The following is a 15,148-nucleotide window of genomic DNA, read 5'->3' on the forward strand; positions in this document are numbered from 1 at the left end:
TCCCTGAGAGTTGAGTTCTCGCGCTTCCGGATGGGCAATTCTTCAGCAGCGACAAAGAATCAGCTCAACCTCTGCGCTAAGGCGATGACGCGCCTGCACGTAGGGAACATCGCTTAACCCAGGGGGTTGTCGTTGAGCCCATGCCAAAAATGCCGGTCCTGAAAAGCTCCCTGGAGATCGACGCCCCGGCGATCGAGGTCTGGCGAGTCCTGACCTCGCCGGAACTGGTCCGCGAATGGGCGGCCGCCTACCAGGATGGCCTGCACATCCGCACCTCGTGGCGCGAGGGCGAGCCCGTGGCCTGGAGGACCCAGGAGGGCGACACCCGCGCCGAAGGCAGGGTCGCCGCTTTCAAGCCGCAGAAGCTGCTCAAGTTCGAATACGCGTCGGACGAAGGCGGGTCCTTCCCCGACACCTTCGAGATCGTGGCGAAGGAAGACCGGACCTGGCTGAACGTGACCACCGGTCCGCTGGGCGAGGAGCAGCTCAACGCCCTGAAAGGCCCCACCGAAGAGGCCATAAAGGAAATCAAGAGCCTGGCGGAAGAGTCCGCCCAGATTCACGGCCTGCGCCGTTAGGCCCTCACGCTCGTAAAAGGGCGAGGGTCGCCGCCGCCCAGCCATCGGCGGCGCCCGTGCGCGGCGCGCCGATGACCGGGACGCCGGCCGCGAAGCGACGCACGTCGGCCATGGTCTCCGCGAAGTCCGGCGCCTCCCGCTCGGCGCTCTGGCTGACGACCACTGCCTGGACGGCGAGGCCGCGGCCGCGCGCGGAGTCGAGGGCGGTCAGCGTGTGGCTGATGGCGCCCAGGTAGGAGCCGCCGACGAGGATGGCCGGCAGGCCCAGAGCCGTCATCAGCTCGAGCCCCGTGGCGTCGTCGGCGATCGGCGACATCAGGCCGCCGACGCCTTCCACGAGCGCGAAGTCGGCCGAGACCTCCGCCAGCCGCCGCCGGCAGAAGGCGGCGATCCCAGCGAGCACGAGCGCGCGGCCCTCGCGCCGGGCCGCCATCGGGGGAGCCAGCGGGGCCACGAAGCGCCAGGGGCTGATCGCGGCGAGCGCCGCCTCGGTCGGCGCACGGCCGAGCGCGGCCAGCAGCCGCCCCGGATCGCTCCCGCCCCAGTCCGCGGGATCGAAGCCGCTCACCACCGGTTTCAACGCCTCGACCGAGCGCCCGCCGGCGCGCGCGGCTTCGATCAGGGCGCAGGCGACATGGGTCTTGCCCACGTCGGTGTGGGCGCCGGCGACGAAGACCGCGTTCATGGGGCCAGCCAGGGCCGCACGGCCGCGGCCAGGCGGTCGACCGCCTCGTCGGGGTGGCCGGCGGTGAAGGCGAGCCGCAGCCGCGCCGTGCCGTCCGGCACGGTGGGCGGGCGGATCGGCACGGCGAGCAGGCCCTGCGCCTCCAGCGCCGCGGCGGCCTCCAGGGCCTTCGCCGCCGGGCCGATGACGATGGGGACGATGGCGCTCCGGGCCTCCGGCAGGTTCAGGGCGCGGGTGAGCCGACGGGCCTTGGCCAGGGGCGCCGCGACCCGCTCGGGCTCGGCCTCGATCACGTCCAGCGCGGCGAGGGCGGCGGCGACGTTCGCGGGCGGCAAGCCCGTGGTGTAGACGAAGGTCCGGGCGCGGCTCTTCAGCAGCGCGATCACCGGCGCGGTGGCGCAGACATAGGCGCCGTAACCTCCGAGCGCCTTGGACAGAGTGCCCATCTGCAGGTCGATCCGGGCGTCGGGGAACAGGCCGCGGACACCCAGCCCGCCCTCGCCCACCACCCCGAAGCCGTGGGCGTCGTCCACCAGCAGCCAGGCGTCGTGGGCGCGGCAGAGGCGGCTGAGGTCGCCCACCGGCGCGATGTCGCCGTCCATGGAGAAGACGCCGTCGGTGGCGACCAGCGCGTGGCGGGCCCCGGCGCGGGCCGCGGCGAGCTTCGATTCCAGGTCGGCCAGGTCGTTGTGACGGAAGGCCAGGACCTGCGCGCCCGAGAGCTTCGCGCCGGCCCAGATGCAGGAATGCGCCAGCTCGTCGACAAGGACCAGGTCGCCGGGGCCGGCGAAGGTGGGGACGATGCCGGCGTTGGCGAGATAGCCCGACCCGAAGACACAGGCGGCCTCCGCGCCCTTCTTCGCCGCCAGCCGGCGCTCCAGTTCGGAGACCAGCGGCGTGTCGCCGGTGACCAGCCGCGAGGCGCCCGCGCCGGCGCCGTGGACCTCTATGGCCGCCTTCGCCGCGGCCTTCACCGCCGGATGGTGGGTCAGGCCCAGATAGTCGTTGCAGGAGAACGAGATCAGCCGCCGGCCGCCGCGCTCGACCCGGACGCCGTCCAGGCGACGGGTGGGGATGAGCGTCCGCAACAGTCGCTCGGCGTCGAGCCGATCGGTCTTGGCTCGGGCGAAGGCGGTCAGGGTGTCGGTCACGGCGGGCCGTATGCCCCAGCGCGGCGGGAGCCGCTAGGCGCCGCTAAGGGAGTCCCGATAGGGGAGCGGCATGACCGCTCAACCCTCCTGGTTCGCCGCCGGCGCCGCCCACGTGTGGCGTCCCTATTGCCAGATGAAGACCGCCCCGCCGCCGCTGGCGGTCGCGCGGACCGACGGGGTGCGTCTGATCCTGGCGGACGGCCGCGAGCTGATCGACGGTATCGCCTCGTGGTGGACCGCCTGCCACGGCTACAACCACCCGCATATCCGCCAGGCGGTGGAGGCGCAGCTCGCCGCCGCGCCGCACATGATGTTCGGCGGCCTGGCGCACGAACCCGCCTACCGGCTGGCGGCCCGGCTCGCGGCCCTGCTTCCGGGCGACCTGGACCACGTCTTCTTCGCGGAGTCGGGTTCGGTCTCGGTCGAGATCGCCATGAAGATGGCGCTGCAGTTCTGGATCAATCGCGGCGTGCCGGGGCGCACCCGGTTCCTGGCCTTCCGCGGCGGCTATCACGGCGACACCCTGGCCACGATGACGGTCTGCGATCCCGAGGAGGGCATGCACAGCCTGTTCGCCGGGGTCATGCCGGCCCAGCACATCGCCGGCCTGCCCGTGGACGCCGAGGCCGAGGCGGCGCTGGACGCCCTGCTGGCCGGGCACGCGCACGAGATCGCCGCCATCGTCGTGGAGCCTCGGGTGCAGGGGGCGGGCGGCTTGCTGTTCCACGACGACGAGGTGCTCCGCCGCCTGCGGCGGCTGGCCGACCGGCACGAAGTGCTGCTGATCTTCGACGAGATCTTCACGGGCTTCGGCCGGACCGGCGACCTGTTCGCCTGCGAAGGCGCGGGCGTGGTCCCGGACATCGTCACCCTGTCGAAGGCCCTGACCGGCGGGACCCTGCCGCTCTCCGCCGCCGTCGCCAGCGCCAAGGTGTTCGAGGCCTTCTGGTCGGACGATCCGGGCGCGGCCCTGATGCACGGGCCCACCTACATGGCCAACCCCCTGGCCTGCGCCGCCGCCAACGCCTCCCTGGACCTCTTCGAGACCGGCGCGTGGAAGGTCGACGTGGCGCGGATCGAGCAGGGCCTGCGCGCCGGGCTGGAGCCCTGCCGCGGCGCCCCAGGCGTCGTCGACGTGCGCGTCATGGGCGCCATCGGCGTGGTGGAGTTCGACCGGGCCGTCGACGTGGGCGGCCTCTGCCGCCGCTTCGCCGAGGACGGGGCCTGGATCCGCCCGATGGGCAAGGTGGTCTACCTCACCCCCGCGCTGGTGATCGGCGACGCGGACCTGGCCACGCTCACCGGGGCGATCTGCGCCGCCGTCACGAGGCCGGGCGGCTAGTCGTCGACGCTGGTGTCCGGGCGGTCGTCGCCGGAGGAGACTTCCTCGCGCCACTTGCCCGTCTTGTCCTCGTAGACGATGCCCTCGGTCTGGCCCGGCTGGCGCTGTTCGGCCGCGGCGCGGGCGGCGGCCTTGTGCGCCGCCTCGTGGGTCGGGAAGGTCTCGGAGAACGAGCCGTCGACCTGATAGGCCCAGCCCCCGTCGTGCTCGACCACATGATAGACGACGTTCGTCATGGGATGGCTCCTAAGTCAGTAGAATCTTGGGATCGGGCCGCGCTGCGGCGTGCGGCGCTCGCCCAGGTCGAACACCACCTCGTCCACATAGCACCATCCCCAGCCCTCGGGCGGATCGTAGCCCTCGATCACCGGATGGGCGGTGGCGTGGAAGTGGGCGGTGGCGTGGCGGTTGGGGCTGTCGTCGCAGCAGCCCACGTGGCCGCAGGTCCGGCACAGGCGCAGGTGCAGCCACGGCGAGCCGATCTTCAGGCACTCCTCGCACCCCAGGGAGCCGGGCGTCACGTCGGAGATGGCGGCGGCATGTCGGCAGGCGGCTTCCATGAGGACTCCAACGCGCGGAAGGCTTCGCCAAGTTTAGGACTCAAGTCCGCCGCCAGGGCAACGGCTCCCGTCCTGCGGCCGCCCTCAAACCTCGATCACGCCCTTGCCCACCGGCGTCAGTGACAGCAGCGCCAGTTTCACGTGCTGCCAGGCGAACGGAATGCCGATGATGGTCACCGCCAGCGCCGCGGCCAGCAGGATATGGTGCAGCGCCAGCCACCAGCCCGCCAGCACCAGCCACAGGACGTTCAGGCAGCCGCTGCCGACCCCGGTGTCGCGGTCCACCACCGCCTTGCCGAACGGCCAGTAGCTGAAGCCCGCGATCCGGAACGCCGCCGGCGTCCACGGCAGGCCGATGACGGTGATCGCCAGGATCACGCCGGCCAGCAGCCACAGGGTCCCGGAAATCCATCCGCCCAGGACGAACCAGAGGACGTTCAGCAACAGTCGCATGGCATGCTCCGCGGGACCCGCCCGGAGCCTAACATAGGGGTGCGGCGCGGTTTCCGCCCCGCTTCAGTTCACCGTGGCCAGGGGCAGGCGGATCGCGACCTGCGTCCCGCGTCCGCTCGCGCCCCGGAACCACTGCACGACGCCGCCGTGCCGGGCCGCGCGCTCGACCAGGCCGCCCAGGCCGGCGCCCGGCGTGACCGTCGCCGGATCGAAGCCCGCCCCGTCGTCCTCGACACGCAGCACCAGCTCGCCGGCCTCGCGGGCCAGCGCCACCCGCACCGCGGTCGCTCCCGCGTGCTTGATGATGTTGTTGGTCAGTTCGCGCAGCATGGCGCGCAGCGACTGGGCGGTCTTGGAATCCACCCCGTCGTCCGGCTGGTCTCGCACCGGCCAGTCCAGGGTCACGCCACGGACCTGCAGGCGCTCGGCCATCTCCTTGCGGCTCGCCGCCAGGGTCTCGGCCAGGCCCGCCTCGGCGCCCGTGGGCTCGGTGACGATGCTGCGCAGGTCGGCCAGGCCCTCGCGGATGTAGCGGTCCTTGCGCTCGCCGTCGCGGCTGTGCAGGGCGCTCAGCAGGCTGGCGCCCAGGTTGTCGTGGATGTCGCCGGCGATCCGCTTGCGCTCGCCCACCACGCCGCGCTCGTACGCGTCGCGGCTCTCGAACACGAAGCGCAGCATGTCGGCCAGCGCGTCGGCCTGGGCCAGGTCCGCCGGCGAGAACAACGCCCGCCCGCCGCGGGCGTACTCCAGCCGAAGCGCGGGCAGGCCGGGCAGCGCCGGGGTCACCAGGGCCACGCCGTCGTCCTCCAGCCGCGCCCGATCGCCGGCTTCGCCCACGTCCAGCCGCAGGGGGTCGAACCGCGCCTTCAGCACGGCCACCCACTGCGAGAGCTGGTCGGCCGGCGCGGCGGTCAGGCCGATCTGCACGACGCCCTCGAACAGCGCCCGATCATCGGTCTTGCCCCGGCCCAGCACCCGCTCGGCGATAAGGCCCCGGAGCGGCAGCCACCCCAGCCCACAGATCAGCAGCGCCAGCGACAGGCTGAGCTCGGTGGAGAGCCGCAGTCCCGCCAGGAACAGCATGTCCAGGCCCGCCAGCAGCAGCAGGCCCAGCGTCCAGGCCATGATCCGGCCCCACCACTCGCCCAGCTCGAACAGCCGGTAGCGCATGATGCCCACCGCCAGCCCGCCGTAGATCAGCAGGAACAGCAGGAAGCCGTACGGCTCGACGGCCGAGGTATCGACCCCGAACATCTGCGGCGCGAGCACGATGGCCACGAAGGCGCTGGCCACCACCACCCACGACAGCAGGAACCAGCTCAGCGCCGCCCGCGCCACCGGGTCGCGCCGGGTCCTCCGCCAGTGGACGCCCGACAGCACGAAGCAGCCCCCGAGGCCGCACAGGGTCAGGAAGCGCCGCGCGAAGGTCAGGTCGGCGAACCAGCCCAGCGCCTGTGCCGCGTACCAGGCCAGGAACACGCCCACGACCAGCAGCCCCACCCAGCGCGGCGCCAGCGTCTTCGGGTAGTAGAGCAGCAGCGCCAGCAGGGCCGCGCTGAACAGGCTGCCGCCCAGGAAGTTCACGCCGTTGATCAGGTAGAAGGCCGTCTCCGGCAGGGCCAGCTCGCGGGCCGAGTACATCACCCCGATCGGGGCGCAGAACAGCATCGCGAAGCCGCTCAGCAGCATGTAGCGGGCGCTGGCCTCCCTGGGCCGGAAGACGAAGATCGCCGCCGAGGTCAGCCACGCGACCACGCCCACCACCACGCCGATCCAGAAGTCGACGCCGAACGTCCGCAGCGGCCGGCCCCAGGTCGGGCGGATCGTCCAGTCCCGGCCCGTGCTGTCCGTCAGGGTCATCTGCGGCTGACGCATCATCGCCGCGTACCGGCCCTGGCGCGCCATGAACCGCTGGAACTCCGCGAACGGCCCGAAGCTGCCGTCCACCTGGCCGGTGAGGTCGTCGCGTTCCAGGCGCAGCCGGTCGCCTCCGGCGCTGACCTCGACGATCACCGTCCCCGGAGGGATCGCCTTCCCCGGTCCGGCGGCCGAGGCCACCACGGCGCCGCCGGCGCGGGCGTCGAAATCCATGTGCAGGCCCAGCCAGGGCTGGTTGACCGAAAACCCGATCACCCCGGCGATCACCGCCGCGACGAACGCCAGCGCCAGCGCCAGCAGCCGAACCGGCGTCGCCCACGCCGCGAGCGTCCGCGCGCGACCGCCGCCGACCCCGCGCGCAACGGCTTCCCCGCCCATGCTCACACTGCGCTCCCCAAGCGCCGCCCCCCGGCGTGTCATCTATTCTTTAGGGGAATCATTGGCCTATGCCAGCCGGGGATATTATCGTTCACGTCAAAACTCGCGGAGTTCGCAGTCTCGTCCATGGTTGAGGATAGCGGTCAGCACGCGCCCGGCGCCTCCCCCGATCGGGGGTGTCTGATCGTCGAGGATCGCCCCGACACGCGGGAATGGCTGGCCGCCGTGGTCGCCGAGACCTTCCCCGACATGGCCCTGGCCACCGCCGCCACCCTGCGCGAGGCCCGCCGCTGGCTCGAGGCTCACGCCGAAAACCCGCCCTGGCGCCTCACCCTCGCCCTCCTCGACCTGGGCCTGCCCGACGGCTCGGGCGTGGACCTGGTCCGCGAGATCGCCCAGGCGTTCCCCGACGCCCTGCCGGTGGTCGCCACCATCTACGACGACGACGCCCACCTGTTCGAATCGCTGGCCGCCGGCGCCCAGGGCTATGTGCTGAAGCAGGAGCGGCCCGAGGACGTGGCCGCCTGCCTGCGCCGCATCGACTCCGGCGAGCCGCCGCTCTCCCCCTCCATCGCGCGCCGAATGCTGGAGCGGCTGCGCCCCACGGCGCCGGCGCCGCGTCCGCGGGACGACGCCGGCCTGAGCCCCCGCGAGACCGAGGTGCTGACGCTGCTGGCCCGCGGCCTCTCGGGGCCCGAAGCCGCCCGCGAGATCGGGCTCAAGCCCCAAACGGTCGCCGGCTACGTCAAGGTCATCTACCAGAAGCTCCACGTCTCCAGCCGCGCCGGCGCCGTCCTGGCCGCGGCCGAACGCGGCCTCACTTGAGCCGGCCCGCCTCACTCCCGGCAGGCGGCGACCATGTCGCGCATGTGGCTTTCGCTGGGCCCGGGCGTCTCCTCCAGGGCCGGCGGCTGGGCCAGCACGCTGACGATCTCGGCCCCCCGCTCCAGCGTGCGATGCACCGGACAGCGCTCGGCGATCTCCAGGAGCCGGCGCTGCTGGGCGCCGTCCAGCGGTCCCTCCAGGGTGATCTCGCGGGCGAAGCGGTCGCGGGCCTGCAGCGCGGCCCGCGAATGCAGGACCCGGACGATGACCCGCTCCAGCGGCCAGCCCTTGCGCACCGCGTACAGCCGCAGCGTCATGGCCGTGCAGGCCCCCAGCGCCGAGGCCAGCAGGTCGTAGGGGTTGGGCCCCGAGCCCAGGCCCCCCGCCTCGGCCGGCTCGTCGGCCAGGAACGTGGCCCCGGCCGCCATCACCTCGACCTGGAAGCGTCCGACCCCGGTCTCCGCGATCGTGACGGTGTCCAGGTCGGGTTCTATGGCGGCGGTCATGGTCGGGCGGCCCTCAGGTCGGCGGCGGAGACCCGTTCATAGGTCCCGGCCGCCGCGCGGCCAAGGCCTCCGGCGAACGCCGTATCCGGCGCGAGGGAACGCTCCAGCTTCCCGTACGCTGTAGCTGTCAGTCGCGGCCTGGCCGCTGAAAAGGGCCCTCCATGTCCATCCTCGTCTTCGCCGTCGTCGTCCTGATCGTGGCCGCCCTGATCGCCTGGGCCGTGCAGAAGCTTCCGCTGCCGGCGCCCTTCGGCACGATCATCCAGGCGCTGATCCTGGTCATCGCCGCCGTCGTGATCGCCCAGCGGGCGGGGCTTTTCTAGGCGGGCGCCGCCCACTCCTGCCGGAACGGCAGAACTGTTCTGCGAAAACGCGCAGTGCGGTGCGGCGGGCGGGCGCCTAATTGAGCGGGGACGAAGGAGTCCCCCAATGAACCTCGCCCTGTCCCTGATGTCCCTGGGTTTCGTGACGGTGATGGCCATCCCCGTGGTCGGCCCGATGCTGCTCGCCGCCTTCTAGCCCGCCCGGCAGTAGGCCGCCGCCGGCTCGGACACCGCGGGCCGGGCCAGCAGGTCCAGCACCGAGTCCACATAGGCCTCGATGTTGCGCCGCGCCGCCGGGACCCCCGAGACGCCATGCGCCTCCAGCCGCTCCAGGCCGCCGCCCAGCTCGAACAGGGCCCGGAACGCCTCCTTCTCGATCAGCGCCGCCGGCAGGATGTCGATCTCGCGCCCCCGAAGCTGGTCGACCACCGCCTTCAGCGAGCGCGGCCGCAGCGCCGCCGGCACCCGTGTCAGCAGGCAGCGGTGCAGCAGGCTGGAGCCCGCCCGCTTGCCGAACGAGGCCACCAGTTCCGACCCCTTGATCGCCTCCACCGCGTCGAGCTGCGAGGCCGTCAGCGGCGTCACCACCAGGTCGAAGCGCAGGGCGGCGAACACCATGGCCCCGCGCACCGAGCCCTCGGTGTCGACGATGGTCCAGTCCGGCTGGCGGCGCCTGGCCTCCTGCGCGGCGTCGCGGATGTCCTGCACGGTTGGCGCGGCGTGGACGCTGATCCCCGCGGGCAGGCCCGGCAGCCCGGCCCACCGCACCAGCGGCTTGTTGGGGTCGGAATCGATCAGCGCCACCCGCGCGCCCCGCGCGGCCAGGCCCAGCGCCAGCAGCAAGGCCGCGGTCGTCTTGCCGGCGCCCCCCTTGGGGCTGATGAACGCGACGTTCGGCATCTGGCGCCCGAGCTCCCGTGGCAGGGGATGTCCGTCGGCGCGGCGCACGAAACGGCGCGGCCGGCCTTCACATCACTGACACGGTAAAACCGCCGCCGAGTCGAGGCGAGTCTTCTCCCCCGGCCCCGCTTCTCCCCGGCGACCGTCAGCCCTCCGCCGCCCGCCCGGCCTCTAATGCCCGCCTTCCACCCACGGCACGCCGGCCGCCACGAACGCCTCGGCCAGCGCGGCTTCCAGCTCGGCCGCCTCCCAGCGGCGCATGGGGTTGAGGTGGTCCACCAGGTCGGGCAGCAGCCGTACGCCGAACCGCCGCGCCGCCCCGCTCGCCTTGTAGCCGGCCTTGTGCTGGTCGAAGCGCAGGTCCGGGTCGCGCGACGTCTGCCCGACGTAGACGCCCCACGGCTCCGCCCGCCGCGGGTCGTGCAGCAGGATCACATAGACGGAATGCCCCGCGCCCGACGCGCCCAGCGTCGTCGCCCGCAGGCCGAGCGCCGCCCGCCGCGCCTTGCCCCACCAGTCCGGCCGGAACGCCTGCCCCACCATGGCCCCAAGGCTAGAGGCCGGACCCGGGCCGCGTCGAGCCCGGACGACGGCCGCCCGCCCGGCCGCCCGCCCAGCCGCCCAACCGCCCAACTGCCCATTCCATGGGCGCCGGGCGTCCGCTCAGCGAAAGATGTGCCCAACAACCACCCCAGGTCGCAGGCGCGCAACGTGGCGGGGAACTTTCGGACCCCACGCCCGGTTGCCCCTCATGCGGTCCGTCGCCTTCCCGACGGTCAAGCTCAGTGCTGCGAGGGTGTTCATGTCGGTTCGTGCTGTCTTCAACCTCCTGCGCGCGGTCGTCGCGCTCGCCGTCCTGGCGCCGGTCTGCCTGTACTACGCCGTGACCCGCGCCGACCGCCGCGCGCGGATGACCCCCCTGGACCGCGCCATCCTGGACGGCGAGGACCGCAAGGACGAGACGATCCGCCTGGCCCGCCTGCGCCGCCCCGCCCAGCCCGGCCGCACGACGCCCCCCGCCCTCGCCGCCTGGGACCATGCCCGCCCGGCCCCGTCGCCGTCCCGCCCCCTCCCGGCCCGCGTCGCCGCCTCGGCCCGGTCGGCCCGCGCGATGGAAGACAACGCCATCGGGGCCTGACCGACGGCGGCCGGCCCCCCGTGCCGCCCCTCGACCAGCTTGGCCGCGAACCCGTCGCCGAGGCCCCAGGCCCGACGCCGACCCTGATCTGAAATCGGGCGACGCCAGCCCCCCAAGGACGTGGTCCGCCCCCGGCGGACCCACCCCACCCTGGATCTCATGGCGGCCCCTTAGCCTGCCGGCTTCGGCGGGTCAGGGACCGGCGCCAGCCGGCCGCCCCGCGGCGCGCCAGCGTCCTTGACGCGCCGCGGCCGGCAGGCTCGCCTTGCGCGAGAGATCACCCGCCGCCTGCTCGCCTCCCACACCGCGTCAGCCAAACGATGCGTCGTCCCGGTCTTTCCCGCCCTCATGTCTCAGGCTAGTTTCCACCTGAGGGTGGGGGCCTTCCAGATGCCTACGCATAGCTGCAGAGAGCCGGTCGATCAGCGTGTCATTGATGTGCGGAACGGCGAACGGTGCCGGTCTCATGCGAGCGTGGCAATGGTGCTATACGCGCTTTGCCAAGCTCTTGTGGTCGCGGCGTTTGCTTGCGGAGTAGGAGCTGTCTCAGCAGCGGCCGCGGAGCCCATGACGGCCACGACGGACGTCAATTGCCGAGCCCGACCCAATGTCCGCTCCGCCGTACAACGGGGAATTCGCTCAGGCGAGCAGGTCATGACTTCCACCGCCAAAGGGGCGTGGCGATTGGTGGATGGCACGCCGCCTTGTTGGGCATCCGACGCCTTCCTCACGCCGACGGCTTTCGAGACACCCAGGACTTCACCGCCCGCTTCGCGAGCGGCGCTTTGGATCGCCTTGCTGTTCGGGACCGTGCTTGGAGCTGTTGTCATCATCTTCCGGCAGCGGCAGTCATCTCGGGGGCGTGAGAAGGAACTCCGATCGCAGTTGGAGACTACCAAGGCCCGGGTCGCCGGTATCTTGGATGCCGATGCTGAAGAGGCGCGCGTCCGAGCCGAAGTGCAAAAGCTTGCAGACGAGTCCGACGCACTCTCGAAGACCTATGTCGAGAAGCGTGCGATCTATGACGCGCTGCTCTCAGAGATCGCCGTCTATGATGACCGCCTCTCGTTCGCCGAGATGGGCGTCTATGATCCGCACTTCGATTTCACGGACAGCGAAGCCTACAAGGACGCGATCCGGAAGTGCCGCGATCGCCAGAAGGTCCTGATCGCCTCCAAGCAAGCAGTCGTCTGTCGAACGGCCTGGACCGTGGATGGCAGCAAGACCAAGGGGGAGACGATGGCGAACCGCAGCATTCGCCTGACGCTTCGCGCCTTCAATAACGAGTGCGAGGTCGCAGTCGCGAACGTGCGCTGGAACAACGTCAGCACCATGGCGGCGCGCATCACCAAGGCCCAAGAGCAGATCGACAAGCTCAACCAGTCGAACAACACCGTCATTACAAACGACTATGCAAAGCTTCGCCTCGAGGAACTTCTGCTGACGCACGAGTATCGCGAGAAGTTGAAGGCAGAGAAGGAAGAAAGGGCCGAGGCGGCGAGGCTGGCGCGCGAGGAGCAGCGCCTCATCCGGGACCTTGAGGAAGCGCAAGAGCGCGAGGCGCACTACGAACAACTGGTCGCGAAGGCGAGGGCTGAAGCCGCAACCTCGGTTGGCGTGAATCTCGACGCCCAACTCTCCCGGATCCAGGTGCTTGAGGCCGAACTCGCCGAGGCTCATTCGAAGGCCGAGCGGGCGCAGGCGATGGCGGAGCAGACCCGCTCGGGCTACGTCTACATCATCTCGAACATCGGATCCTTTGGCGAAGGCGTCATCAAGATCGGCCTCACGCGCCGATTGGACCCGCTCGACCGGATTCGAGAGCTGGGCGACGCCAGCGTCCCCTTCGTCTTCGACATGCACGCGATCATCTACAGCGAGGATGCGCCCAATTTGGAGCGAACGCTGCACGCCGAGTTCGAGGCCCGTCGCATCAATGCCCAGAACTACCGGAAGGAATTCTTCCGCGCTTCGCTTGACGAGGTAGAAGCCGCCATCCAGCGCCTCGCTCCGTCCGCGCCTTTCTTCAAGGACATCGAGGCGCAGGAATATCGCGAGACGCTCGCTCGTCGGCAGGGCGACCTGGAGCGCCAATCCGCCGCGCGCCACGCTGATTTTCCCGCCACGATCTGATCAACATCACGCGCGGTGGCTTGTCGGCGGCTTCGCATGCGTCGGAACGCTTTGCGCGACAAATCTCAGATGGGGAAGCATCATTGACGATGCCCTAGTCAGGACGGCGACCGAGCTGCGACGCCTGCCATGTGATCGCGGATGCCGTCTTCCAGATCCCCTCCGTGGGAATATCCAGACGTCGCGTTGGCGAAGTAGGCCTGTATCGAGATCAGGTGTGTGAGCGTCGTGGAGAACCCGAGCTCCGGGCTCCAGGGCGCCGAGAAGGGCGGCGACTGCGACCTCGAAGGCTTGCCACTCGGGACTGCCGTCATTGGATTGAGGGCGGCAGGAGGAGCGATCCTGCGCGTCCATCTTCAACTCCTCGCGGCACATCAGGCCCCCTACTCCGCCCCCAACTCCACCCCGACCTTCCGCGCCCGCATCCGGTCGAACTCCCCCCACACCCCGTTCTCGCCGTGCCACTGCCCCCGCGTGGCGGCCTTGGAATACTCCGTGCTCCGCGCCTCGAAGAAGTTGGCGTGCTCAACGCCGCTCAGCATCGACTGCAGCCAGGGCAGCGGGTTTTCCTTGGCCCCGTAGACCTCGGGCAGCTGCAATTGCCGCAGCCGCCAGTCGGCGATGAAGCGGATGTATTTCTTGATGTCGTCGGGGGTCATACCCTGCACTTCGCCGGCTTCGAACGCCAGATCGATGAACTTGTCCTCCAGACCGACGACGGTCTTGCAACAATCGACGATGTCGTCCGCCACGCTCTTGGTGACCGCGCCGGTCTCCTTGTTGAAGGCGTGGTACAGCTTGACGATGCCTTCGCAGTGCAGGCTCTCGTCGCGCACCGACCAGCTGACGATCTGGCCCATGCCCTTCATCTTGTTGTGGCGCGGGAAGTTCATCAGCATGGCGAAGCTGGCGAACAGCTGCAGGCCCTCCGTGAAGCCGCCGAACATGGCCAGGGTGCGGGCGATGTCGGCGTTCGTCTCGACGCCGAACTGCTGCATGTAGTCGTGCTTGTCGCGCATCGCCTGGAATTCCAGGAACGCCGTGAACTCGGCGTCGGGCATGCCGATCGTCTCGAGCAGCAGGGCGTAGGCGGCGATGTGGATGGTCTCCATGTTGGAGAACGCCGCCAGCATCATCTTCACTTCGGTCGGTTTGAAGACGCGGGAGTAGCGCTCCATGTAGTTGTCGTTCACCTCGACGTCCGACTGGGTGAAGAAGCGGAAGATCTGGGTGAGGAGGTTGCGCTCCTTGTCGTTGAGCTTGGTGGCCCAGTCCTTGAGGTCCTCGCCCAGCGGCACCTCTTCCGGCATCCAGTGGACCTGCTGCTGCTTCTTCCAGAAGTCATAGGCCCAAGGATAGCGGAACGGCTTGTAGGCGAACGAGGGGGTGAGGAGCCCTGGCAGGTTGCGGACGTTGGACGTGGTCATGAACTGAGCCCTGCGACGAATCAGGAGCCTGGCGCTTCCCGTTAAGGGAAAGGTAAGCCTGTTGGCCGCCGAGCACAGCCCGCAGTTTCGTCGCAGTGGGGATAATTTCGCTATGGATTGTGGATAGGCAATGGGTGACCGCTACATCTTGTATTCCGCCGTCGGATCCGGCGGCGTCGCCGTCGAGGCGGCCCTGACCCTGATCGGGGCGCCGTTCGACCTGGTCGAGGCGCCGACCTTCGACTTCGACGACCCGGCCGCGGGTGACAAGGTGCTGGCCGCCAACCCGCTGCGCCAGGTGCCGGCCCTGGTCACCCCGGCCGGAGGGACGCTGACCGAGAGCGCGGCGATCCTGATCTGGCTGGCCGAGCAGCATCCGCAGGCGCGCCTGGCGCCGGCCGCCGGCGAGCCGGCCCGCGGCGCCTTCCTGCGCTGGATGGCCTTCGTCGCCTCGGCGATCTACGCCCACTACTGGCTGAAGGACGATCCCTCGCGCCTGGTCGGCGACCCCGCCCTGTATCCAGACGTAGACGCGCGGATCCAGGACCGGATCTCCCACTGCTGGGCGGTGATGGAGGCGGGAACCTCGAGCCGGAGCCATGGGGGCCGCTACGTCCTGGGCGACGAGCTGAGCGTGCTCGACCTCTATATCGCCGTCGTCTCCCGCTTCCGGCCGCGGCGCCAGCGGTTCTATACCGCCGCGCCCCGGCTGGGCGAGGTGGCGCGCCGCGTCGACGCCGATCCCCGGCTCGCGGCGTTCTGGCCGGAGCGGTATCCGTTCGTCGAGGGGTGGGACCGGCTCTGATCCTCCTCTCCCCCGACACGCAGTGCGAGGGGAGAGGGTAGGGAGAGGGGCGGCGCAGGACGTGAA

At 70.6% G+C, this 15,148-nt stretch carries 17 protein-coding genes; 7 read left to right on the forward strand and 10 right to left on the reverse strand.

What is annotated here, in order from left to right; translation table 11 throughout:
• Positions 1 to 149 precede the first annotated feature (149 nt).
• Positions 150 to 578: an SRPBCC family protein gene (locus EPO51_RS26310; RefSeq protein ID WP_293356934.1), complete on the forward strand. Its 429-nt coding sequence runs from the start codon at positions 150 to 152 to the stop codon at positions 576 to 578.
• Between the two features lie 4 nt (positions 579 to 582).
• Here EPO51_RS26310 and bioD read toward each other — a convergent pair whose 3' ends face one another.
• Positions 583 to 1,263 (reverse strand): dethiobiotin synthase, encoded by a 681-nt coding sequence (gene bioD / locus EPO51_RS26315; protein WP_293356936.1) that lies wholly within the window; start codon positions 1,261 to 1,263, stop codon positions 583 to 585.
• The gene (bioF, locus tag EPO51_RS26320; RefSeq protein WP_293356938.1) at positions 1,260 to 2,414 is read right to left on the reverse strand and encodes an 8-amino-7-oxononanoate synthase; all 1,155 of its coding nucleotides are present in this window, start codon (positions 2,412 to 2,414) and stop codon (positions 1,260 to 1,262) included. The genes bioD and bioF overlap by 4 nt, the downstream gene beginning before the upstream one ends.
• A 70-nt stretch (positions 2,415 to 2,484) precedes the next feature.
• Between bioF and EPO51_RS26325 the strand changes: the two genes are divergently transcribed.
• A complete protein-coding gene (locus tag EPO51_RS26325; RefSeq protein ID WP_293356940.1) occupies positions 2,485 to 3,756 on the forward strand; it encodes an adenosylmethionine--8-amino-7-oxononanoate transaminase in 1,272 nt (423 codons plus the stop codon).
• Here EPO51_RS26325 and EPO51_RS26330 read toward each other — a convergent pair.
• The 4 genes from EPO51_RS26330 to EPO51_RS26345 all read right to left on the reverse strand — a co-directional run bounded on the left by EPO51_RS26330 (position 3,753) and on the right by EPO51_RS26345 (position 7,025).
• Positions 3,753 to 3,992, reverse strand: a complete 240-nt coding sequence (locus EPO51_RS26330) for a DUF2188 domain-containing protein (RefSeq protein ID WP_293356942.1) — start codon at positions 3,990 to 3,992, stop codon at positions 3,753 to 3,755. The genes EPO51_RS26325 and EPO51_RS26330 overlap by 4 nt on opposite strands.
• Before the next feature lie 15 nt (positions 3,993 to 4,007).
• Positions 4,008 to 4,316, reverse strand: a complete 309-nt coding sequence (locus EPO51_RS26335) for a UBP-type zinc finger domain-containing protein (protein WP_293356944.1) — start codon at positions 4,314 to 4,316, stop codon at positions 4,008 to 4,010.
• 84 nt (positions 4,317 to 4,400) lie between these two features.
• Entirely contained in the window at positions 4,401 to 4,769 is a 369-nt protein-coding gene (locus EPO51_RS26340) for a YccF domain-containing protein (RefSeq protein WP_293356946.1), read from the reverse strand.
• A gap of 63 nt (positions 4,770 to 4,832) precedes the next feature.
• Positions 4,833 to 7,025, reverse strand: a complete 2,193-nt coding sequence (locus tag EPO51_RS26345; protein WP_363201479.1) for a sensor histidine kinase — start codon at positions 7,023 to 7,025, stop codon at positions 4,833 to 4,835.
• A gap of 126 nt (positions 7,026 to 7,151) precedes the next feature.
• On the opposite strand from EPO51_RS26345, the gene EPO51_RS26350 reads away from it, so the two are divergent.
• Positions 7,152 to 7,850 carry a response regulator transcription factor gene (locus EPO51_RS26350; protein ID WP_293356950.1) on the forward strand — a complete coding sequence of 233 codons (699 nt, stop codon included), beginning with the start codon at positions 7,152 to 7,154 and terminating at the stop codon, positions 7,848 to 7,850.
• An 11-nt stretch (positions 7,851 to 7,861) separates the two neighbouring features.
• Here EPO51_RS26350 and EPO51_RS26355 read toward each other — a convergent pair whose 3' ends face one another.
• Positions 7,862 to 8,356 (reverse strand): OsmC family protein, encoded by a 495-nt coding sequence (locus EPO51_RS26355; protein WP_293356952.1) that lies wholly within the window; start codon positions 8,354 to 8,356, stop codon positions 7,862 to 7,864.
• Positions 8,357 to 8,517: 161 nt separating this feature from the next.
• On the opposite strand from EPO51_RS26355, the gene EPO51_RS26360 reads away from it, so the two are divergent.
• Complete coding sequence (locus EPO51_RS26360) at positions 8,518 to 8,679, forward strand: hypothetical protein (protein WP_293356954.1); 162 nt, start codon at positions 8,518 to 8,520, stop codon at positions 8,677 to 8,679.
• Between the two features lie 192 nt (positions 8,680 to 8,871).
• Here the strand turns inward: EPO51_RS26360 and EPO51_RS26365 are convergent, their stop codons facing one another.
• Together EPO51_RS26365 and EPO51_RS26370 are read right to left on the reverse strand one after the other, a co-directional pair.
• The gene (locus tag EPO51_RS26365) at positions 8,872 to 9,579 is read right to left on the reverse strand and encodes a nucleotide-binding protein (protein ID WP_293356956.1); all 708 of its coding nucleotides are present in this window, start codon (positions 9,577 to 9,579) and stop codon (positions 8,872 to 8,874) included.
• A 171-nt stretch (positions 9,580 to 9,750) separates the two neighbouring features.
• Positions 9,751 to 10,122: a GIY-YIG nuclease family protein gene (locus EPO51_RS26370; RefSeq protein WP_293356958.1), complete on the reverse strand. Its 372-nt coding sequence runs from the start codon at positions 10,120 to 10,122 to the stop codon at positions 9,751 to 9,753.
• A gap of 259 nt (positions 10,123 to 10,381) precedes the next feature.
• On the opposite strand from EPO51_RS26370, the gene EPO51_RS26375 reads away from it, so the two are divergent.
• Positions 10,382 to 10,717, forward strand: coding sequence for a hypothetical protein (locus EPO51_RS26375; protein ID WP_293356960.1), 336 nt, complete (start codon positions 10,382 to 10,384; stop codon positions 10,715 to 10,717).
• A gap of 654 nt (positions 10,718 to 11,371) precedes the next feature.
• Positions 11,372 to 12,850, forward strand: a complete 1,479-nt coding sequence (locus tag EPO51_RS26380) for an SNIPE associated domain-containing protein (RefSeq protein WP_293356962.1) — start codon at positions 11,372 to 11,374, stop codon at positions 12,848 to 12,850.
• A 383-nt stretch (positions 12,851 to 13,233) separates the two neighbouring features.
• Here EPO51_RS26380 and EPO51_RS26385 read toward each other — a convergent pair whose 3' ends face one another.
• A complete protein-coding gene (locus EPO51_RS26385; RefSeq protein ID WP_293356964.1) occupies positions 13,234 to 14,277 on the reverse strand; it encodes a ribonucleotide-diphosphate reductase subunit beta in 1,044 nt (347 codons plus the stop codon).
• Between the two features lie 130 nt (positions 14,278 to 14,407).
• Between EPO51_RS26385 and EPO51_RS26390 the strand changes: the two genes are divergently transcribed.
• The gene (locus tag EPO51_RS26390; RefSeq protein WP_293356966.1) at positions 14,408 to 15,082 is read left to right on the forward strand and encodes a glutathione S-transferase family protein; all 675 of its coding nucleotides are present in this window, start codon (positions 14,408 to 14,410) and stop codon (positions 15,080 to 15,082) included.
• The last annotated feature ends 66 nt before the right edge of the window (positions 15,083 to 15,148 follow it).

Source organism: Phenylobacterium sp. (genome assembly GCF_004297125.1).
Lineage (GTDB): Bacteria > Pseudomonadota > Alphaproteobacteria > Caulobacterales > Caulobacteraceae > Phenylobacterium.